General features: G+C 67.9%; 19 protein-coding genes. 11 read left to right on the forward strand and 8 right to left on the reverse strand.

Features of this window, described 5'->3' with window-relative positions:
- Nucleotides 1-9 precede the first annotated feature (9 nt).
- From ABZV58_RS29650 to ABZV58_RS29660, 3 genes are all read right to left on the reverse strand, one after another.
- On the reverse strand, nt 10-999 hold the full coding sequence (locus ABZV58_RS29650; protein ID WP_355003482.1) for a diiron oxygenase: 990 nt from the start codon (nt 997-999) through the stop codon (nt 10-12).
- 123 nt (nt 1,000-1,122) lie between these two features.
- A complete protein-coding gene (locus tag ABZV58_RS29655) occupies nt 1,123-1,818 on the reverse strand; it encodes a WHG domain-containing protein (protein WP_355003483.1) in 696 nt (231 codons plus the stop codon).
- A 35-nt stretch (nt 1,819-1,853) separates the two neighbouring features.
- Nucleotides 1,854-2,537: a MerR family transcriptional regulator gene (locus ABZV58_RS29660; protein ID WP_355003484.1), complete on the reverse strand. Its 684-nt coding sequence runs from the start codon at nt 2,535-2,537 to the stop codon at nt 1,854-1,856.
- 101 nt (nt 2,538-2,638) lie between these two features.
- On the opposite strand from ABZV58_RS29660, the gene ABZV58_RS29665 reads away from it, so the two are divergent.
- Complete coding sequence (locus tag ABZV58_RS29665; protein ID WP_355003485.1) at nt 2,639-4,372, forward strand: GMC family oxidoreductase; 1,734 nt, start codon at nt 2,639-2,641, stop codon at nt 4,370-4,372.
- Nucleotides 4,373-4,443: 71 nt separating this feature from the next.
- On the opposite strand, the gene ABZV58_RS29670 is transcribed toward ABZV58_RS29665, so the two are convergent.
- Nucleotides 4,444-5,100 carry a cyclase family protein gene (locus ABZV58_RS29670; protein WP_355003486.1) on the reverse strand — a complete coding sequence of 219 codons (657 nt, stop codon included), beginning with the start codon at nt 5,098-5,100 and terminating at the stop codon, nt 4,444-4,446.
- Nucleotides 5,101-5,378: 278 nt separating this feature from the next.
- On the opposite strand from ABZV58_RS29670, the gene ABZV58_RS29675 reads away from it, so the two are divergent.
- From ABZV58_RS29675 to ABZV58_RS29690, 4 genes are all read left to right on the forward strand, one after another.
- Complete coding sequence (locus ABZV58_RS29675; RefSeq protein ID WP_355003722.1) at nt 5,379-6,542, forward strand: lipase family protein; 1,164 nt, start codon at nt 5,379-5,381, stop codon at nt 6,540-6,542.
- A gap of 268 nt (nt 6,543-6,810) precedes the next feature.
- Nucleotides 6,811-7,725: a serine hydrolase gene (locus tag ABZV58_RS29680; RefSeq protein ID WP_355003487.1), complete on the forward strand. Its 915-nt coding sequence runs from the start codon at nt 6,811-6,813 to the stop codon at nt 7,723-7,725.
- Between the two features lie 76 nt (nt 7,726-7,801).
- Entirely contained in the window at nt 7,802-9,130 is a 1,329-nt protein-coding gene (locus tag ABZV58_RS29685; RefSeq protein ID WP_355003488.1) for a hypothetical protein, read from the forward strand.
- Nucleotides 9,130-10,533: a PQQ-binding-like beta-propeller repeat protein gene (locus tag ABZV58_RS29690; RefSeq protein ID WP_355003489.1), complete on the forward strand. Its 1,404-nt coding sequence runs from the start codon at nt 9,130-9,132 to the stop codon at nt 10,531-10,533. Before ABZV58_RS29685 ends, ABZV58_RS29690 begins: the two co-directional genes overlap by 1 nt.
- 29 nt (nt 10,534-10,562) lie before the next feature.
- Here ABZV58_RS29690 and ABZV58_RS29695 read toward each other — a convergent pair whose 3' ends face one another.
- Nucleotides 10,563-10,799, reverse strand: a complete 237-nt coding sequence (locus ABZV58_RS29695; protein WP_355003490.1) for a hypothetical protein — start codon at nt 10,797-10,799, stop codon at nt 10,563-10,565.
- Between the two features lie 213 nt (nt 10,800-11,012).
- Between ABZV58_RS29695 and ABZV58_RS29700 the strand changes: the two genes are divergently transcribed.
- A complete protein-coding gene (locus ABZV58_RS29700; protein ID WP_355003491.1) occupies nt 11,013-12,602 on the forward strand; it encodes a GMC family oxidoreductase N-terminal domain-containing protein in 1,590 nt (529 codons plus the stop codon).
- A 24-nt stretch (nt 12,603-12,626) separates the two neighbouring features.
- On the opposite strand, the gene ABZV58_RS29705 is transcribed toward ABZV58_RS29700, so the two are convergent.
- On the reverse strand, nt 12,627-13,103 hold the full coding sequence (locus tag ABZV58_RS29705) for an HAD-IIIC family phosphatase (RefSeq protein ID WP_355003492.1): 477 nt from the start codon (nt 13,101-13,103) through the stop codon (nt 12,627-12,629).
- Nucleotides 13,104-13,977: 874 nt separating this feature from the next.
- Between ABZV58_RS29705 and ABZV58_RS29710 the strand changes: the two genes are divergently transcribed.
- Both ABZV58_RS29710 and ABZV58_RS29715 read left to right on the forward strand, forming a co-directional pair.
- Nucleotides 13,978-15,198, forward strand: a complete 1,221-nt coding sequence (locus ABZV58_RS29710; protein ID WP_355003493.1) for a helix-turn-helix domain-containing protein — start codon at nt 13,978-13,980, stop codon at nt 15,196-15,198.
- Nucleotides 15,199-15,445: 247 nt separating this feature from the next.
- Nucleotides 15,446-16,105 carry an HAD family acid phosphatase gene (locus ABZV58_RS29715; RefSeq protein ID WP_355003494.1) on the forward strand — a complete coding sequence of 220 codons (660 nt, stop codon included), beginning with the start codon at nt 15,446-15,448 and terminating at the stop codon, nt 16,103-16,105.
- Nucleotides 16,106-16,186: 81 nt separating this feature from the next.
- Here the strand turns inward: ABZV58_RS29715 and ABZV58_RS29720 are convergent, their stop codons facing one another.
- Entirely contained in the window at nt 16,187-16,858 is a 672-nt protein-coding gene (locus ABZV58_RS29720; protein WP_355003495.1) for a hypothetical protein, read from the reverse strand.
- 46 nt (nt 16,859-16,904) lie between these two features.
- A complete protein-coding gene (locus tag ABZV58_RS29725; RefSeq protein WP_355003496.1) occupies nt 16,905-17,063 on the reverse strand; it encodes a hypothetical protein in 159 nt (52 codons plus the stop codon).
- 227 nt (nt 17,064-17,290) lie between these two features.
- Here ABZV58_RS29725 and ABZV58_RS29730 point away from each other — a divergent pair, with 227 nt between their 5' ends.
- The 3 genes from ABZV58_RS29730 to ABZV58_RS29740 all read left to right on the forward strand — a co-directional run bounded on the left by ABZV58_RS29730 (nt 17,291) and on the right by ABZV58_RS29740 (nt 20,843).
- Nucleotides 17,291-18,448, forward strand: a complete 1,158-nt coding sequence (locus ABZV58_RS29730) for an FAD-dependent oxidoreductase (protein ID WP_355003497.1) — start codon at nt 17,291-17,293, stop codon at nt 18,446-18,448.
- Between the two features lie 485 nt (nt 18,449-18,933).
- On the forward strand, nt 18,934-19,746 hold the full coding sequence (locus ABZV58_RS29735) for a 2-amino-3,7-dideoxy-D-threo-hept-6-ulosonate synthase (RefSeq protein WP_355003498.1): 813 nt from the start codon (nt 18,934-18,936) through the stop codon (nt 19,744-19,746).
- 839 nt (nt 19,747-20,585) lie between these two features.
- Complete coding sequence (locus ABZV58_RS29740; protein WP_355003499.1) at nt 20,586-20,843, forward strand: acyl carrier protein; 258 nt, start codon at nt 20,586-20,588, stop codon at nt 20,841-20,843.
- Nucleotides 20,844-20,846: the final 3 nt, after the last annotated feature.

Raw genomic sequence — 20,846 nt, forward strand, 5'->3', positions numbered from 1 at the left:
CGAAATGCCTCAGGCGATGCGGCGTTCGGGTTCGCTGCGGTAGCGCGCGGCGTCGCCGTCGATGTGCAGCATCGACCACACTCGCTTGGTGACCGGGTTCATCAGACCGAGTTCGCCCGCGAGTTTGCGGATGTCGCCGAAGTAGCCGGACAGGATCCGGCGCGACTGCGGAGCACGCCAGAACGCGTCGCGGAACACCTCGCGCGGGATGTCGAAGTCCTTGGCGAACGAGCGCGGCGGCACCATGATCTCCCCGGCCAGCCAGCGCATCGCCAGCGGAAAGGCCAAGGCGCACACGGCTTTACCCGCCGGGCTCATGCGTTCGATGTGCGCCTTCAGGAACTCGTTGGCGAAGGAGATGTGCCGCGCCTCCTCGGCGATGTGGATCTCCATGGTGCGCAGCACGGCGGGCGGAATATTGCCGCCGTCGCGGATGATCGCCTTCTGGTAGTGGTCGATCGGTTCCTCGCCGCCGAGGATGCCGATGAACAGGATGACGTGCGCGTAGCCGCCCGCCACGCCGATCAGCGGAGACAGCGCGCGGAAGATCGGCCGCATGCCGGGCACATCCACGCCGATCCGGTTGACCAGCTCCTGGAACATCTGGATGTGGTTGCACTCTTCGGTCATCTCGTGCAGGCAGTAACGGAACTCCGGAGAGCCGTTGGGCAGCTTCATGATGTACTGCATCATTCCGCGGATCAGCACGCTCTCGAAGGCCGCGCCCACCTTGATCACGTTCGCGGTGCGCCATCGGCCGATCTCGATCTGCCGCTGCGGCGGCAGGTTTCGGTACCAGTCGGTCGCGCCGAGCGGATCGAACTCCGGGGACAGGATCCATCGTGGATCGTCCTTGTCGATCGCGAATTCCGGTCCGTCCCAGTCGATGTCCAGGTAGGGGTCGAATTTCCGGTGCACCGAACCCTCGGACAGGGTGTCCAGCGTCTCCCAGTACTCCCGATCGAACAGTCCGGTACGAACCGATTCGGACAGCGTCATCGATGCCTCCTCGCTCAGGCCGACGCTGGGCGCCGGCACCGCGCACGCTCCTCGCGTGTTGTGATCCAGAATATATGGGACCGGCGGTCCCACACAATGGGGCGAGAGAGGTTTGTCCGGCGGTCAGGCGGGGAAACCCAGCAGGTCCAGCAGGTTGTCCAGGACGAGCTCGAACAGCTCGGTGCGGTCGGCGAAGGTGTCGCGGCCGTACATGTCGAACACGTCGAAGCTCACCGCGCCGAACAGCGCGCTCCAGACCCCGACGCCACGCACCACCAGCCAGTCCGGCACGTCCAGGTCGAATTCGTCGCGGACACCGGCGAAGCTGCCCGCCAACGCGGTCGACACGCGGACCGGGCGGGTCGGCTCCCGCAAGCGGCCCGCCCCGTGCGCGTCGGCGAAGATCCTCATCAGCGTGGCGATCACCCGCACACCGGGATCGACGGTCTGCTCGGCGGGCGCCTCGTACCCCGGGACCGGCGAGCCGAAAAGCAGTCCGTACCAAGCGGGTTCGGCCAGCGCCCAGGCGCGCACCGCGCGGCCCGCCACCCGCAGCCGCTCCGCGGGATCGGTGGGCGCGGCGGTGAGGGCGTCGTCCACGGCGTCGCCGAGGGCGTTGTAGCCGTCCACCACGAGCAGGGTCAGCAACTCGTCGCGGCTGCGCACATACCGGTACACCGCCGAGGAGACCACTCCGAGATCGCGGGCCACCGCGCGCAGCGACAGCGCCGCGGCGCCGTGCGTGGCGAGATGCTCGCGGCCGATCCGCTTGATGTCCTCCATCGTCTGGGCTCGTGCCCGCGCGCGCGGCGTCGTCATGGGTGTCACTTTAGTGAACACCGCTCGCGGATCCGTCAGCCGTCCAGTTCGCGGACCGCGCGCTCGATCTCGTCGGCCAAGGTCGCGCCGCCGACCTCCCACGCGGCGGCGCGGAAACGTTCGCGGAACCGGCTCAGGTCCGTGCCGATGCCCTCACCGCCGTAACTCGTCGCGGCCGCGTCGCGGAACGTGCGCACCATCTCGTCGGCGAGATCGGCGATCCTGGCGCGGATGAGTTTGCGCAGCGCGCCGCTCAGGGTGATGTCGGTGCCGACGTCGTACAGGATCAGCGCGCCCTTGAGCATCGGCTGATCGGGAATACGCCAGCCTTCCCCGCATCGCTCGACGTATTGGGCGGCGACGAGTTCGTCGAGGATGTCGGCGCGGCGATCGCCGAGCAGGGACGACAACTCGTCGTCGTCGATCACCACCGACTGATCCGCCGCACCCGGATACCGCGGGTCGAGCACCGAGCGCCAGTCCGCGGTGGCGCCGCGCTGGGCTTCGGCGTCGAACACCTCCCGGATCGCCTCCAGGCGCAGTCCGCGCGCCTGCATACCGGAGATGTCGCGCAACCGATCCAGATGCTCGTCGGTGTAGACGGCCTCCTTGCCCGCGCGGCCGGGTTTCGGCAGCACACCGAGCGAGTGGTAGTAGCGGATGGTGCGCGCCGGTACACCGCTGAGATCGGCCAGCTGAAGACGGCTGTATCGGGACACGCGACTCAGCATAGATACCCCGGTCGACTCCTCGTTGACAGCTCCTACTGTCCGCATTAGCGTAACGCGGGTCACTGCCGACCGTTCGAGGAGTTCCGCGCATGTCCCAGCGAGCAACCGACTTCGATGTGCTCATCGTCGGTTCCGGTTTCGGCGGCAGCGTGACCGCGCTGCGCCTGGTGGAGAAGGGGTACAAGGTCGGCGTGCTCGAGGCGGGTCAGCGCTTCGCCGACGACGAACTCCCCAAGACCAGCTGGGACCTGCGCAAGTTCCTGTGGGCGCCCGCGCTCGGCTGCTACGGCATTCAGCGCATCCACTTGTTGCGCGACGTGCTGATCCTCGGCGGCGCCGGTGTCGGCGGCGGTTCGCTGAACTACGCCAACACCCTCTACGTGCCGCCGGAGCCGTTCTTCCAGGACCCGCAGTGGCGCGACATGACGGACTGGCGCTCGGAACTGACGCCCTACTACGAGCAAGCCCAGAAGATGCTCGGCGTGGTGCGCAATCCGCACATGACACCCGCCGACGAGGTCTTCAAGAAGGTCGCCGAGGACATGGGCGTCGGCGACACCTTCGTGCAAACCCCGGTCGGCGTGTTCTTCGGTGAACCGGGCAAGACCGTGGCCGATCCGTACTTCGGCGGTGTCGGCCCTGAGCGCACCGGCTGCGTGGAATGCGGCGACTGCATGGTCGGCTGCAAGTTCGGCGCCAAGAACACTCTCGTCAAGAACTACCTGTACCTGGCCGAGCAGGCCGGCGCCGAGGTCGTCCCGATGACCACGGTCACCGCGCTGCGGCCGCTGCCCGACGGCACCTGGGATGTGGAGACCAAGCGCACCGGCAAGCTGGTCCGCAAGCAACCCAAGACCTACACGGCCGCGCACGTGGTGCTCGCCGCGGGCACCCGCGGCACCCAGAAGCTGCTGTTCGACATGCGCGACAAGGGCGTGCTGCCCGGCCTCTCCGAACGGCTCGGCGTGCTGACCCGCACCAATTCCGAGTCGATCGTCGGCGCGGCGACCAGGAAGGTCACCCCCGGCGTCGACTTCACCAAGGGCGTGGCGATCACGTCCTCGATCCACCCGACGCCGGACACCCACATCGAACCCGTCCGCTACGGCAAGGGCTCCAACTCGATGGGCCTGCTGCAGACGCTGATGGTGGACGGCGGCGGCCGCATTCCGCGCTGGCTGCGGTTCCTGCTGCTCGTGCTGCGCCATCCGCTGCACCTGTTCCAGTTCCTGAGCACCAGGAACTGGAGCGAGCGCACCATCATCTCGCTGGTGATGCAGCACCTGGACAACTCGATCACCACCTACACCAAGCGCGGCGTGTTCGGGCGCAAGCTCACCTCGAAACAGGGCCACGGCCAACCGAATCCGACGTGGATCCCGGTCGGCAACGAGGTCACGCGCAAGGTGGCCGACGAGATCGGCGGCATCGCGGGCGGCAGCTGGGGCGAGATCTTCAACGTCCCGCTCACCGCGCACTTCCTCGGCGGCGCCACCATCGGCGCCGACCCGGAGCACGGCGTCATCGACGGCTACCACCGCGTCTTCGGCTACCCGACGCTGAGCGTGGTGGACGGCGCGGCGGTCTCCGCCAACCTCGGCGTGAACCCGTCGCTGACCATCACCGCGCAGGCCGAGCGGGCCGCCGCCTACTGGCCGAACAAGGGCGAGGTGGACACCAGGCCGTCGCAAAGCGAGGGGTACCAGCGGATTTCGCCGGTCGCCCCGGTCGCGCCGGTGGTACCGGCCGGTGCCCCCGCCGCGCTCGTGTTGCCGATCGTTCCGGTGCGCACGGCGAACCACGAGACCCCGGCCGCCGGCTGAGCGCGGTCGGCCGACGGAGTATCGGCGGCCCGTGGTCGATTCGACCGCGTGCCGTCTTTCGTATACCGGCGCTACCAGTCGGTCCAAGCGACGGCGCGCAGCGGAAACGAGCCGGTTCCGCGCACCGGCGCGGGCAGCGCGACCAGCTTGGCGCCGATGTCGGGCACCGCGTCGAGGTTCGTCATCTGCTCGATGATCGGGATTCCCGCGCCGAGCAGCGTGTGGTGACACGGCCGCGTCGGCAGGGACGTGTCATCGATGTCGAGCGAGTCGATGCCGACCAGCGCCACATTGGCGGCGACCAGTGCGTCGGCGACCTCGCCGACCAGGAACGGATGTCCGGGGCCCTGGTACGAAGCCGAACCCCATCGCGAGGACCACCCGGTGTGCACGAGCACCGCCTTGCCCCACAACCGGGCGGGGTCGCCGAGCAGATTCGGTCCCACCGCGCGGATCCCCGCCGCACGGATCATCACGATCGGCACGTTGAACAGCCGTTCCAGCGGCAGTTCGGCGATGTCGCCGCCGTCGGCGTGGAAATGGAAGGGCGCGGCGAGGTAGGTGCCGGTGTGGCCGACCATGTCCACGCGGGCGATCTCGTAGGCCATGTCGATCAGCGGCGACTGCGTGCGCGGAATGTCCGGGGTGATTCGTGGACGAGGCAGGCCAGGGTAGGTGAGCATGCCATCCGAGATCGGATGGGACAGCTCCACGACCGACTTGCTCATGCTGGCGACCGTACCGGCCGCTCCCGCTGTGATCTATCGATCCAGACGCATCGTCGGGAGGGCCTCCGAGGCGGCGCGGCCGAAACACGATTTTCCGGGGCGCTCGCACCCCCATCGGCGTGTCGCTGGGAGTTTGCCGACGAGGGCATTTGAATGCTGGTGGCTCGTCGACGTATCCGCGCTCCCCTTGGAGGTCAGAGGTCGTGACTCGTCCGTTTTCCCTGTTATCCAGCAATAGATGCCACCGCGTGACCCAGGTCATCGGCACCCTCGGCGGTATGGCGCTTGGTGTGCTGCTGGCAACAACGGCAACCGCGGCACCGCTGTATCCGATACCCGATCCGGACCCGTTCTACGCCGCCCCGGCGGACCTGGCGGCGCACCGTCCCGGTGACGTGCTGGACGTGCGGGCATTGCCGCCGCTGCCGCTCTTCCCCGGCGCCACCGTCCGGCAGGTCGAGTTCCGGTCCACCAACTCACGCGGCACACCGATCGCCGCGACCACGACGATCCTCACGCCCCTCGGCAGCCTGCCGGACGCACCGCTGCTGTCGTATCAACATTTCATCAACTCGCTCGGCACCCATTGCGCGGTATCGCGCAGGCTCTACGACGGCGATCTGAATCTGGGTATCACCACGCCGATTCTGAACGTCGCGTTGCAGCGGGGCTGGAGTATCGCACTGCCGGATCATCTCGGTCCGCAGTTCGCCCTCGGCGCCGCCCGTCTTGGTGGCCAGATCACCTTGGACGGCATCCGCGCGGCCAAGCGACTACCCGAACTCGGTCTGGCGAACAGTCCGGTGGGGATGGTGGGCTACTCGGGCGGCGGCATCGCCACTTCGTGGGCGGCGGCGCTGCAACCGACGTACGCGCCCGAGCTGAGGCTCGCGGGCGCCGCCATCGGCGGCGTGCCGATGAACTTGATGACCATGGCGGAGGCGTTGGGCCCCGACCCGCACCCGGCCTTCGGGCTGGCCATGGCGGTGGCGATCGGCCTGGAACGGGAGTACCCGGACCGGGTACCGCTCAGCGCGCATCTCAACCAACGTGGCCTCGCGGTCCGTGACGCGATGGCCAACAGCTGCACCAATGAACTGCTCGCCATCGGCGCCAACACCGGTGCGCGCGACTATGCCTCGAACCCCTCGATCTTCGACATGCCCGGCGACGCCAGGGCGGTCGTGGAGGAGAACAGCTTGGAGCTGTACCCCGGCGTGCCGGAAATCCCGATGTTCGAATGGCATTCGCCGAGCGACCCGCTGATTCCGATCGGTGCCATCGTGAACACCGACCGCCGTTGGTGCGAGTCGGGGGTGCAGTTGGAAATGCAGCGCGTGCAGATGCCCGAGCATCTGACCGCGGCGTTGATCGGCGCGCCCGCGGCGATGACGTGGATAGACGCCCGGATCAAGGGTGAGCCGGCGCCGAGCAACTGCTGAGCGTCGATCGTCCGAACGTCAGCGCCGGTCACGATCCCGATCGGCGTATCGCGCAGCGGCCCGTGTGGTGATGTCCCACCTCGCGGGCCGCTGCGGCGTTTCGCAGGCCCCGGGCACCCGACCGCGCGGTCGCCCCGTTCGACCGGAATTTCGCGCCGAGGGCCAGCGCGTGCGTGATTAGCCGTGCGTATGCTGTCGCCGGAGCCGCGCGGAAATACGGCCGGCGAAATCCCGCTCATCAGCGGGGATGAACGGCACAATGTGGGCCATGCGAACATTTGCCCGATTGTTGCAGGCTGCCGTCGCCGGTGCGTTGATCGTGGCGGCTGGTCATGGTGTCGGGGCCGCCCCCGCCGCAAGCATGCCCCATATCCAATTGCCCTGGCTGACTTCCGAACCGGACGGAGTTCAGGCGTCGGGGGCGGTGCTGGCGGACGGATTCACCGGCACGGCGCTGTGGTCGCGACGGCCGGACACCCCGGTCCCGATTGCCAGCATCACCAAGGTGATGACGGCAGTGGTCGTGGTCGACGCAGGCGATCTCGACCGGACCATCACCGTGCCGCAAGAAGCCATCTCCTACTGCATCAGGCACGACGGCAGTACCGCGGGATTGGTCCCCGGCGAGGTACTCACCGCGCGACAGCTTCTCTACGGGCTGATGCTGCCGTCGGGCTGCGACGCCGCCTATGCCCTCGCCGAGGCATACGGGCCCGGCCAAGACGGCTTCATCGCCAGGATGAACGATGTCGCGCGTCAGATGGGCCTGGCGGGAACGCATTTCACCGATCCCAGCGGACTGCCCGTCCCCACCGATCACTCCAACTCCTCCACACCGGCGGACCTGGTGGCCCTCGGCCTGCGCGCGATGCGCCAACCGGCATTCCGCGAAATCGTCAGCGCGCAAGACCATCATGTACCCGAGGGCCCGAGCAACCGCGAGCACTTCTGGCGGACCACGAACCGGCTGCTGCGCGACTATCCCGGCGCCATCGGGATCAAAACCGGGTGGACCGACGCCGCGGGAACCTGCCTGCTGTTCGAGACGGTCCGGGCGGGAATACCGCTGATCGGCGTGGTCTTGGACAGCTCACCGCACAGCGACGTCATCGCTAAGGACGATGCCGAGCGCATGCTGAACTGGGCCTACGACCCGGTCCTGAGCGTGCTGCCGCTGCGTTAGGCAGGGCGGCGCCGAATCCTGTTGATCGGCTTGGCCCCCGGGCTGATCTAATGGTCGGGATCCGAGGGGAGCAACGGTGCCGGAGACAACGAGCGCGGACGCCACGCCGTCGCGCGCGGTCACCGCGTGGACGCAAGGCCTGCTCTGTGTGGCGATCGTGGCGAGCGGCGTGATCGTCGGCGGACTGCTGCACGACCCGGATCCCGACCTGACGACGACGCCGACGACCACGACCAGCACGGCGGCCGAGGCCGAACCGCCGCGGGCGTCGGTCGTCACGCCGCCGGTCACGTATCCGACGCGCATTCCCGGCTGCGACGCCGTCGAACCGCCCGGCGAAGGCGAATTGACGGGCTTCGTGGTCAGCAGCGAATTCGGTTACGACAACCCGGCGTATCCATGGTTCTCCGGGCCCAAAGCCGTGGCGATGTCGGCCGCGCTGCACGAGGCGCTGCCCGACGGAGTGGTCATCGGCTTCGAACCCGTCGACGAGTCGCTGTGGTTCCAGCCGATCGTCGCAGGCGACTCACCCGAATTCGCGGAGTTCGGCGGCTTCACCGACGCGCGCGCCACGCTGCGGCGGGGCGATCTGGCGGGGTCGCTGTCGGTATCGGTGCGGCAATCCACCGCGCCGATACCGCCCTGTGTCGCCGGGCAACTCGACGAGCGTCGCCTGCTCGCCGACGGTACGACGGTCGACACACACGACACCTGGTCACAGGTCGACGGTGTGCGCACCCTGTCCCGCACCGCCCACGCCTACACACCGGACGGCAGCGTCGTCGTGGCCATTGCCACCGACGCGCCACACGAGCTCGGGCCCACCGGGACCGTGCCGTTGTCCGTCGACGAACTCGTCGGCTTGGCGAGCGCCCCGGGTGTACGGGTCGCAGCGCCCGTGCCACCCGGAACGCCGGACCCGCCCGAAGACTGCCGCCTGGCCGCGGAGGATGCCGCCGCTATCGATGAGGCCGAAGCGAGCAGGCTGGACGCGGTGCTTGCGCGGATCCCACTGGATGGCCTCACCCTCGACCGCCCGCTGGGGGCGTTGCGTCCCGGAGCGGACGACTCCGGCGGGGTTTGCCAGGCGGTGCGGGTCATCGCCGGTGACCACCGGTCGCGGCTGAGCATCGCGATCGGCGCCGGTCGAACGACGCCACTGGATTCCGGGCCGTCGAGTGGAGATAGGGTCACCACACGGCAACTCCCGGACGGAACAGTGGTCGAAAGCCGTGAAGTGCGAATATTTCTCGCGGCGACCTCGGAGATGACGCGCACCGTCGTCGTGACCCGCCCGTCGGGCGCCACGGTGCGCGTGGTTTCCGGCGCGGACAGTCCCCACGAGCCACTGAGCGTCGCGCAGCTCGAAGCGATCGCGCTGACTCCCGGACTGGAGGTGCCGTGATGGCGTGGCCGCCGGGCGTCCGCAATCTGGTGCTGGCCACCGTAGCCGCCGTCGTGACGAGCGCGGGCGCGGTCGCGGTGCTGTTGCACCCCGAGGACGGCACCCGCAAGATCACCGGAACCGGCGACGCCGCACCGGGTTTGGCGTGGTCGATCGACGCGGCGGCCATCGACGGGCGAGCGGCCGCGGAGTTCCGCGATCCCGTCGCAGGCACCGAATACGACATGGACACCACGGGTTTCGTCGACGCGGGTGACACCGTGGTGACCGTGGTCGGGGCGGCGGACGACGGCACGGTGCGCGACCCGGTGATGTACGGCATCGACGCCGCGACGGGCGCGACGCGCTGGCGGGCGCCCGCGGCCGAGCTCGGCGGATGCGCGGGCACTCCGGTCGACGGCGACATCGTCTGCTTCACGTCCCCGACCGCCGACATACCGGCCCTGGTCGGCTACGACGTCGCCAGCGGAGCGATCACCCGCACGCCGACCGATTGGCTCGTCTTCGCGCTCGCGGCCACCGACGACCGCGTCTACCTCGCGGAGGGCGATGTCGAGTCCGACGACGTGCGGGTACACGCCGGGACACTCGCGGACCCCGACGCCTACTGGACTCGCGCGTTCGAGATGGGCACGTTGTGGGAGGACCTTCCCTCCGACGCGCTGGACGTCTCCCACGGTCAGGGCGTGCTCGCCCTCGGCGCCGACATCGCCGGTTTCGATCCGCGCGGCGGCGATCCGACCTGGACCGCGAAACTGCACGGATGTTCCCACGTCACCCAGACTTTCGACGCCCTCGTCCTACACGACCACACCGGGTGCGCCGGGTATTCGCCGACCGGCGCCGAGATCCTCGACCGCACCGGACGCACGCTCGTCGCGACCGACGGCGAGGACGAGGGCGTGCACGATCTGACGGTCGACAGGCCCGCGGACGCGACGATTCCCGTCCTGCTGGCCGACGTCGCGTACGACCGCCGCGACGGAACCATCCGGTGGACCAACCGAGACCTCGTGCGGACCGGCCCGGACCGCTACGGCAGCGGCGCGAACCGAGGCACCGCGACGGCTGTGCTCGGTGACGTCGCTCTGCTGCACGATCCGGCGACCCTGACCTCGACCGGGCTGGATCTCCGTACCGGACAACGTCTCTGGCGTACGAACACCGAGCGCTTCGGCGCGGTGCACGGCTGGGACGGTCACGTCGCCGTCCTCGCCGACACCACCGGCCTGTGGGCCATCGATCCGCGTACCGGCGAAATCGTCTGGGACATACCGTTCCTCGCGATCAATGCGGACCCCGACGCCCTCACCGGTGGGGGCGAGTTCAGCGCGAAAGGCGACGGCCGCTACATCTACGCCGCCCCACACACGATCATCGGTCTTCGCCCACTCGACGAATAGCCGCGATCGGGGCGGCCGGTGCCGGTGCATCACACGATCGGCTCGTGCGGTTCGACGTCGAGGACGTAGTCGAGCATCCTCATCTGATCCGCGAGAGCGCTGACGCAGCAGACGACGACGCGGTCGGCGCCGCAGAGCTGGACGACCTCGGCGGAGGTGGGCTCGAGCCAATCGAAGAGTTTCGCCCGGTTTCCTCCCGCACCTTCGGCGTCGGCGAAGTGTGCGGGATCGAGTCGGACGAGGTAGGTGCGGCGCTGCGCTGGCATGGACCCACTCCTCGGTCGTTGGACAGACGTTGGATCAGGTTGGGCGCCCGGTGGGCGGCCACTGCTTCACGCTAGTCCAGAGCGCGGTAGCACCGCGGCACAAAGCCGCAGAAGCCTGTCGATGATCCGCCCGGGCGTGCTCTGCGCGAAACCTCGCCGCGGCGGGGTCGTTGGCCGTATCTTTGCCGTAAGCGGTGTGGATCGGAGTGAACAGTGGCAGCAGGGCAGCTCTCGGCCGACTATGTGATCGTGGGATCGGGCTCGGCGGGCGCGGTGATCGCCAACCGGCTCAGCGAGGATTCCGGGACCCAGGTGGTGGTGCTGGAGGCGGGCCCGCCGGACAAGGACAAATTCGCCCACATTCCCGCGGCGTTCGCGAAACTGTTTCGCTCCGAACTGGATTGGGACTACCTGACCGAGCCGCAGCCGCAGCTCGACAACCGGCAGGTGTACTGGCCACGCGGCCGGACGTACGGCGGCTCGTCATCGATGAACGCCATGATGTGGGTGCGCGGCTTCCGCGCCGACTACGACGAGTGGGCGCTGCTGGCCGGCGAGGACTGGGGATTCGCGGCGGCCGTCGAACAGTTCCGCCGGATCGAGAACGTGGAGGACGCGCAGTACCCCGACGAGGGCACGGCCGGACCGCTGTACGTCTCGCACCAGCGCAGCCCGCGCTCCTCCACCGCGGCGTTCCTGACGGCGGCGCAGGAGTCGGGGTTCACCGTCGAAGCGCCGAACCGCCCGCAACCGGACGGCTTCAGCCAGACCATGGTGACCCAGCGCGCGGGCCGGCGCTGGAGCACCGCCGACGGCTACCTGCGCCCCGCGCTACGCCGGGACAACCTCACCGTGCACAGCGAAGCCCTCGCCACCCGCGTGATCTTCGAGGGCAAGCGCGCGGTCGGCGTCGAATACCGCCAGAACGGCGAGACCCACACCGTCACCGCGCGCCGCGAGGTGGTGCTGTGCGGCGGCGCGATCAACAGCCCGCAACTGCTCATGCTCTCCGGCATCGGCGACGCCGACGAACTGACCCGCCACGGGATCGAGGTGGTGGAGCACGCGCCCGAGGTCGGGTCCAACCTGCAGGACCACCTGGTCGCGGGAATCGGCTACGGGGTGGCCGAGGATTCGCTGTTCGGCGCCGACAAGAAGCCGCGGCAGCTGATCGACTACCTGCTGCGCCACCGCGGCATGCTCACCTCCAACATCGGCGAGGCCTACGGCTTCGTCCGGTCCAAGCCGGAACTGGAACTGCCGGACCTCGAGCTGATCTACGCCCCCGCGCCGTTCTACTACGAGGGTTTGGTCGATCCGACCGAACACGGCGTCATCCTGGCGACCGTGCTGCTGCGCCCGAACAGCCGCGGACGGATCGCGCTCGGGTCGGCGGATCCGACCGCCAAGCCGGTCATCGATCCCCGCTACCTGTCCGACTCCGCGGGCGCCGACCGCGCCGCCCTGCTCGCGGGCCTGCGTACCTGCGCGAAGATCGCCGACGCGCCCGCGATGAAGGCGGTGCTCGGCAGCCTCATCTATCCGCCGAACGCGGCGGACGAGCTCGAGACCACCCTCGAACTGGCGATCAACGGTTACTCGCACACCCTCTACCACCCCGTCGGCACCTGCCGGATGGGCACCGATCCGGCCAGCGTTGTCACACCGCGGCTGGAAGTGCGTGGCGTGCAAGGACTTCGGGTCGCCGACGCGTCGGTGATGCCGCTGCTCATCCGCGGCCACACGCACGCGCCGAGCGTGTTCGTCGGCGAGCAGGCGGCCAAGTTTTTGCGGGAGGCCTGACGTCCCCGGCGGGGTCCGGCCGAGCTAGAAGACTGGCACCCGGTCGAAACCGAGCGGCGGCGTGGGGGTCGGGCCGGTGCCGAGCACCGGCTTGAAGTCGGGCAGCGCGGTCAGTACGTCGATGTTGCGGGCCGCGTAGCAGCGCACTTGCGGCAGCGCGCGGGACACTTCGGCTCGCTCCACCGGCTCGTCGTCGACGAACGCGATGGTGTCCAAGCTCAGGCCGAGGGTTCGGGCGATCCGCACGATGCTGGCGGATTTCCGGCCCCAGCCGATCTCCAGCGCCGAGAACATCTCGTAGAGGCCGTGCCGGTACAGCAGGTCCAGCGTGAGATTGCGGTCACTGCGACTCGCCACGGCGTGCCAGATGCCGCGGTCGCTCAACGTGCGCAACGTGCGCAGGGCCGCGGGCCTCGGCGTTGAGCTGGTCGCGTCGCACACGACACCGTCCCACATGGTGTTGTCCAGTTCCCAGACAAGACATCTCAGAGCCGGTCTCATCGCCTGCCCCTATCGTTTCGTCAGCGCTGCCTTCCCTGCCGTGGCGTGCCCGGCAGACGGGCTATTGCAACCATCGGGGCACGACACGTGCCGGGCAAGCCCCAGGTTTCTGGGTGGCCGGTCCGGCCCGGGTGATACTACCGGCCGCTCGGCGGAGCGGCACCCGACCCGATGGGGCAAACCGTCAGCTCCCCGCGTCGCGCGAACGACGTTGTCGCGCTTGTACGGTCGGCGCGGCAGGGCGTTCCGGCACCCGAGCCTTCGACCGCACAAGCGCTCGCTTGGGACGGAAGGTGATGCGGGGGGTCGATGCCGTGGCTCTTCGTGCCGCTCCTCCCCCGTGGACGATCTCGGTCAGTGAACCTGCGTGCGAGGCGGTTTCGCGCCCTCCCCCTCGAGTGAGCGACCACCGAGTAAATCCCGAGTCGGGCGCCCGGTGCCATATCGGAAGATGCGCTAGAGCGCCGCCCGGCCGGGTCGTCGAAGGCTCGCGGTCACGCCGCCCGGCAGCCGTGGATGGACGTGTATCCGCTTGCTCGCCAGACCGTCTCGGTCCACACCCTCGATGGGGCCGAGTGGATCGAATAGGGGTATAGCCGCGTCCGTTGCGAGGCGTGACGGCCATATCGTCCCAGACGATTTCGGCGACAATTCGACTCGCAGATATTCCACTTCGCCCGGCCTACGAATTGGCCCGCGGCAAGCCCGGAACCGTATCGGAAACGTCGACTCCTCCCCGTCCTGTGAGCGCTCACAAGGCCGCGAATTCCGCCGCGTCGTCATCTCACAGAACCTGACGAATCGATCCGCGCCGGAGATCGTGCAGTTAGTGTGAATGCGCCGCACAGCAAAATCCCGGCGGAAGGAGTCGCCAATGACCGTCGACAGTGGGGCCAGACCGAGCTTGACTCTGTCCGGCCGACCGATGTCTTCGCCGTTGCAGGACGTCCGGAGCCTATCGCGCCAGATGGTGGGGCATTTCGTCGAGAACGTGATCCCCTGCGGCACCCTCCCCGGCGACGCCATCAGCGGCGACGTCACGACCATCACCCGGCTTTGCCTCGAGTTCGCCGTGAGCATGCTCGACGGGCAGGACATTCCCGCCAAAATGCAGCGGCTACAGGACGCCGCGGCGGGCTGGGCGCGCGAGGGCGTGCCGATCGACACAATCCACCACTCGATCCACGAGGGCTTCAAGATCGGGCTGGATCTGGTGGTCTCCAATGCCACCATCAAGGACTACGGCAACCTCGTCGACGGCGCGAAAATGGTCGTGGAAATGCTCGACCAGATCACTTCGGCGATCTCGGTGGCCTATGTGCGCGAGTTGCGTGCCGTCGTCAGCGAACACCACACCGCGGTACACACTCTCACCTCCGCGCTGCTCGGCGGGCACAGCACCTCCACGATGGCGCGCGAATGCGGCATCGCCATCGCCTCGTCCTACGCGGTGATCGCGGTCGCCATCCCCCAGCATCGCGACGAACGCAATCCGGCCGTGGACGGTCAGGTCGTGGCCAGGCGCAAGCTGCGCCGGGTGCAGGCCGAGCTGGCCACCCGGTGCGGCAACACCGCGCTGTCCTTGCTCAGCGTGGACGGCGGCACCATCCTGATTCCCTCCGGCGCGCTGGACAAAGGACAGCTGGACGCGCTGATCACTGAGCTGTCCCGGTCCGCCCAGGTGGGCATCACCGCGACCATGGTCGAGGCCGGTCCCGAGCAGATACCCAACGCCGCCGACCAAGCGCACGAACTGCTCGACATGGTGCAGCGCCTCCAAGCGGTGGCCGGGCTCTACCGGTTCGACGAGCTGGCGCTCGAATACCAGTTGACCCGACCGGGTCCCGGCCGCGAGTACCTCGGATCCCTGCTCGATCCGCTCGACGAGCACCCGGAACTGCTGGAGACGTTGCAGCGGCACATCGCCAACAACCTCAACCGTCAGCGCACCGCCCGTGTGCTGCACGTACACACGAACACCGTCGACTACCGGCTCAAACGGATCGGCCAGCTGACCGGCTTCGATCCGTCGCAGCCCTCCGGGCTCTGGTATCTGCGTTCGGCGCTGGTAGCGCGTACCTACCGCACCGCGTGATTCCCGGCGGGTGCGTGCACGCTCTCCCCTGTCGGGCGTGCACGCACCCGCCAGCGGCGACGCGGACGCGCACGCCGTGCTGGATCGGGAATTCGCGGCATCGCGGTCACCCCCGAATTCGCGCCTGTATCACGAAATCGTCACCGCGCCTTGCGTTTCCACGGCCTGTCCCACTGAACGGGAAATCCTGAGCGAGACAATGTGAAACACCTGCGCGTCTGTTTCGTCGCCGATAACGTCCCCGCCCATGAGACGCTCTGTTGCAGGCATCGCCCTCGGCATCACCATCACCGCCGTCGCCCCACTGTCCGTCGCGCAGGCCGACACCGGCTCGTCGTCGCTGTCGGGGGGCTCCGGTTCGTCGTCGCTGTCGGGCGGCTCCGGTTCCTCCTCGCTCTCCGGTGGCGGTGGGCTTCCCCCGTACTCGCAGTGGATCACGGAGGTGCAGACGGTCGCCGCCCAGGCCCAGGACTACTTGGCCGGACGACTGCCCGGCGCCACGCGACCGGCCATCGTCCTCGACATCGACAACACCTCGCTGGAAACGCAATACAACCCCGGCCCCGTCACACCCGCCACAGCGCCCGTCCTCCAACTCGCCAAATGGGCCAAATCACAAGGCGCGGCAGTCATTTTCGTCACCGGCCGCCCCGCCTTGACGAACCTCTACACCCAGACCAACCTGACCGCCGTCGGCTACCCGGTGGACGGGCTCTACGGCAGTCCCCTCACCACCCTGTCCGCGGGCTCGGCCGGTCTCGAGCAATACAAGACCAACGCCCGCATCGACATCGAAGGCGACGGCTACACCATCGTCGCCAATATCGGCAACAGCGCGTCGGATCTCGCGGGCGGGCATGCCGAGCGGACCTTCAAACTTCCCGATTACGACGGCAAATTGTCCTGAAACGCGAACGGAATCGGCCGGTTTCGCCGTCGAGCGAGATCGGCCATCGGGCGTCGCGGCCAGCGCACCGGGGCCGCGACATCAGTTGTAGGCGACGCTCTCGAACCAGACGACGGTGTGGCCGGAACGGTCGAATACGCTCACACACCGGTTGTTTCGGTCCAGAACCCAGCCCTCGTCCCGGCATCCGGACCAGTCGCCGCCGCGACCTCGGTACAAGGACCAATTGTGCGCGCTCTCGAGATGGCGACGAACACGGTCGCTGACGTCCTCGGCGGACACATTCCCGGATGACCCGATCTCGAAGGCGCGCAGACAGATCGTCGACGAATTCCCGCCGCAACCCCGGTCCTGGTTCTCCAGCAAGACCAATCCCTCGGGCAGCGGCAGCAGCGCGTCACTGGGCGGAACCGAGGCCCGTTGCCCTTTCATGACCCCGACCACGGCGAGGGCGCCCAGCACGCTGAGAACGCAATACCAGATCACCAGCTTCCGCCCGATACGGCGCACCGCCGGGTTTTCCGCGTCCTGCGCGCGATCCGACATCAGACCCCACACCACGGCAACGCAATTCAGCACCACCAACAAGACCATCACCGTCATCGTCCCGCTGCGCAGCACCCATCCCAAGCTCACCAGCATCTCGGCAACGGCGATCGCTCCCAGAACGACTCCCACCCGAACCCGAATGCGTGGCGTCGCCGCGGCGATCGGCCAACACAGCAAAGGAACGAGGAACAGCGCTCGAATCACGGTGTCAGCCTATGGTTCTCGCGCGCGTCGGCGAAGCCGACCGAAGTCAGTACGCGTTGGAGGTGCAGAGCACCTCGCTGATCTCCGCCCCCGACTTGTCCGCGGAACCAACATTGGCAAGCAGCGCAGGCGGGTAGTACTCGGCGAGGCTGGTGTAGGCGGCGAACAGCGCGTCCGAGCGGGTCGGACCCGCGCCGGTGCCCACCGCGTCGGACGACTGTCCGATTCGCCCAATTCGTCTGAGGAATCACGTTCAGGCCCGACGGCTATCACCACATCGACGAGAACTCCGAGTTCGCGCTGCCCAGGGCCGTGGCATGCCGGAAGGCGGCGCTGGGAACAGGCCGGTTCTCGGGGAGGGGGACGTTCGAGGTGCGGGCGGAGAACTCGGAATGCCAGCGAACGGGGGGCTAACGGGTGGAGAATGAGCGTATGCGAACCGTGCTCATTCTCGGCGCCGGGTTCGGGGGGTTGGAGCTGGCCACGCTCCTGTCGCGTTCGCTGGCCGAGGAGGTCCGGGTCGTTCTTGTCGACCGGAACGACTCGTTCACCTTCGGCTTCGCCAAACTGGAGATCCTGTTCCGGGATGTCGCGCCGGAGGCCGTTCGGGTTCCCTATGCCGACCTCGCGCATCCAGGTGTCGAGTTCCGGCGTGAGGAAGTCACCGAGATCGATCCGAGGACCCGCCGCGTGGTCACCGATCGGTCCGAGTACGAGCCGGACATCCTCGTCGTCGCGCTCGGCGCCGACTACGACCCGGCCGCGACCCCGGGCTTCGTCGAAGACGGCTACGAGTACTACTCGATCGAGGGCGCCGCCAGGCTGCGCGACCGGCTCGACAGCTTCGACGGCGGCTCCGTCGTCATGGCGATACTTCGTGTTCCCTTCAAGTGCCCGCCCGCGCCGTACGAGGGCGCGATGCTGTTGCACGAGAAGCTCGCGCGGCGCGGTCTCGGCGGCAACACGCGCATCCGGATGATCAGTCCGATGGATTCGCCGATCCCGGTGTCGGCGGACACCTCCGCCGCGCTCGTCGAGGCGCTGACCCGGCGCGGGATCGAGTACACGCCCGGGCAGCTGGTCCACGGCCTGGATCCGGACCGTCACGTCGCGCTCACCCGTGCGGGCGATATCGCCTACGACCTTTTCATCGGCATCCCGGCACACCGCGTGCCCGCCGTCGTCGAAGCGTCGGGGTTGACCGTCGGCGGCACGGACGGCTGGGTGGCGGTCGATCCGGCCACCCTCGAAACGCCGTATCCGAACGTCTACGCACTCGGCGACTGCGCCGACGCGCCGGTGCCGCGGGCCGGGGTCTTCGCCGAGGATGCCGCCCGCACGGTCGCCGCGGGCATCGCGGCGAAACTGCGCGGATCGGACGCGACCGACCGGTACCGCGGCCGAGGCGCGTGCCATATCGAATTCGGCGACGGGTTGGTCGGCAAGGTCGACGCCGATTTCCTGTCCGGTCCGGCGCCGCGCGCGCCCTTCACCGCGCCCTCGGTGGCACTCGCCCGCGAGAAGGCCGAGGCGGCCGCCGCTCGAATCCAACGCTGGTTCCCGGGTTCGCTGGACCGCGCCTCGGAATAGCCGGGCGACGCGCGCTCCGAAATCCAGGCGGTCAGGGGCTCGCAGAGGAAAGGGCATGGCGAGCCCGCCGCGATAGCCGAAGCGGCGCCCGAACCGAATTGTGTACCGACACCGATTTCCGACCGCGGCGTTCACCTCCGACACCACTATTCCGTCCTCGGAAACTAAATTTCCGGGGAAATATTGTGATTCGCGACGAATTCCACGTGCGCCGGGCGCACCCCAACGCGGACAGGGGACAATTCGCGCGAATCGGGGGTGGAGCGGGGTGGCGGCCTCGCTTCGTGCGCGAGATCACCCTCGCGCCGGGTCGCGCGCTCGGCGGTGGCGGCATAGTTTTCTCTGAAACCTCCAGTAGGTCAACAGCTTCCGCGCTCCCGACACGACGCCTCGCACGGCGGTGCAGTCGGGCTCATGCGTCACGCGGGATGGGAGACGACCGGTCCGCGTCTGCGGCGCAGGGGGATACGACAAGGGAGGCACGCGTGACCAAGACGTTCGCAAGACACGATCGAACCGAAAACCTACATCGCTACGGCGATTCGAAGCTGCTGATCGTCCCGCTCGATCACACTGTCGGCGAAGGTGCGCTGTTGCGTGCGCACCGCCTGCGCGAGGTGCTCCACGCACTGCGCGTCGGCGGCGCGGACGCCACCGTGCTGCACAAGGGCGCGCTCGATCACGTCGACCCGGCGGTCTTCGACGACCTCGCTCTCATCGTCCACCTGTCGGCCAGTGCTCGCTGGGGCGCCGATCCCGATGACAAGGTCATCGTCACCGGCGTCGAGGAGGCGTTGCGGCTGGGCGCCGACGCTGTCAGCGTGCACGTCAACCTGGGCTCACGCACCGAGTTCCAGCAGCTGGAAGACGTCGCGCAGGTCGCGCGGGCGTGCGACCGCTGGAGCGTTCCGCTGTTCGCGATGGTCTATCCGCGCGGTCCGCGCGTCTCGAACCCCACCGATCCGGAGCTGGTCTGTCACGCCGCCGCGGTCGCGGCCGAACTAGGCGCCGACATCGTGAAGGTGCCCTACACCGGCGACCCGGCGAGCATGTCCGAGGTCGTGGCCTCGGTCGACATCCCCGTGGTCGTGGCGGGCGGACCCGCGCAGCGCACCGACATGGCGGTCGCGCACGCGGAACGCATCCTGTCCAGCGGTGTCGCGGGTTTGGCGTTCGGCCGCAATGTCTTTCAGGCCGACGACCCCGCTTCGTTCGTCCACCGTCTGCACACCGCGGTGCACACCGATCGGCCGCACGCCGCCCCTGCGCCCCACTCCCCCGCGCTCGCGCGATCATGACGCGATCGCCGGAATACCCGGCCGAAGCGACCGCGCCCGATGTTCTGCGCGGGCCCGGCATGCGATTGTCGAAGCGGGGACGACAAACCGATTCCACGATTTCGGCGGATTTCCGAACAAACCGTACGAGTTGTGACACCCATTACAGACGTTTCTGCTACCAGACGGTAATGAAAGCGGTCACATTTTCCATCGCTGATGAAGGTTTGCCGAGCTCCGCAATAGCGCGCCGCACATACGGCGTCGAGTAAAAACGTCGTGAATCGAGTGGGATTCGGCAGTGAGATGTGGTACCGCCCAATTCAATTGGAAAGTACCGATAGGTTGGTTTCAATTTTCACCCGTCCGTTCGGTGAACCGATCGTGAACAGCGAACTTTCCCGTGAGCTACCGACCGGCGGTCTACCGCTGCCGATTCGGACGCATACCTGTAACTCGCACTCGCAGCTTCCACGGTTCGCCACGACGCGCCGTCATACCCCATTTCTTATGGGTTACAACACGTTTCACACACTGCGAACACGCTGATTAGCCACTCGATTGCTCGTCGGCCAGAGCCGCTGCGGGACACCGCTTTTCACATTGCAGCGCGCTGAGTACCGGTGTACAGATTGGTCGAAAGCGCGACTGTGATCGGTGACAGATGTGCACAGTGACGAGATATGAGGCATAACAGTCTTGGTTGTCGATAGCGGAAGGCAAGTTTTCGAGGTTTCGGCAGTCGCCGAAACCTACGCTGACCAGGGAGAAGTCAAGCTCTGGCCACCACGGTCGAGCACTGCGACGGTAGTCGTGCCGCTCGGGTACGGGGAAGACCCGAGCGCGACGGGGGGCTGGATATGAGCGCGCACGGAGACGTGTCCGAGCGCGTGCGAGAGCTGTTTCGCGCCGGTTTGCAGGTGCGCGACATCGATCTCGACACACCGTTGCTGGATTATGGCTTGGACTCGGTTCGATCGGCCGAGATCATCATCGAACTCGAGCGCCTCTTCGGCGTGGAGATCTCCGACGAGGAGGCCTCCGCATTACATACCGCGCGTGACGTGATCGAGTGCGTGACGACCAAGACCGCACATCGCAGCGGGGTCGGTGCGTAACGG

The organism is Nocardia sp. NPDC004654 (assembly GCF_040609595.1).
GTDB lineage: Bacteria > Actinomycetota > Actinomycetes > Mycobacteriales > Mycobacteriaceae > Nocardia.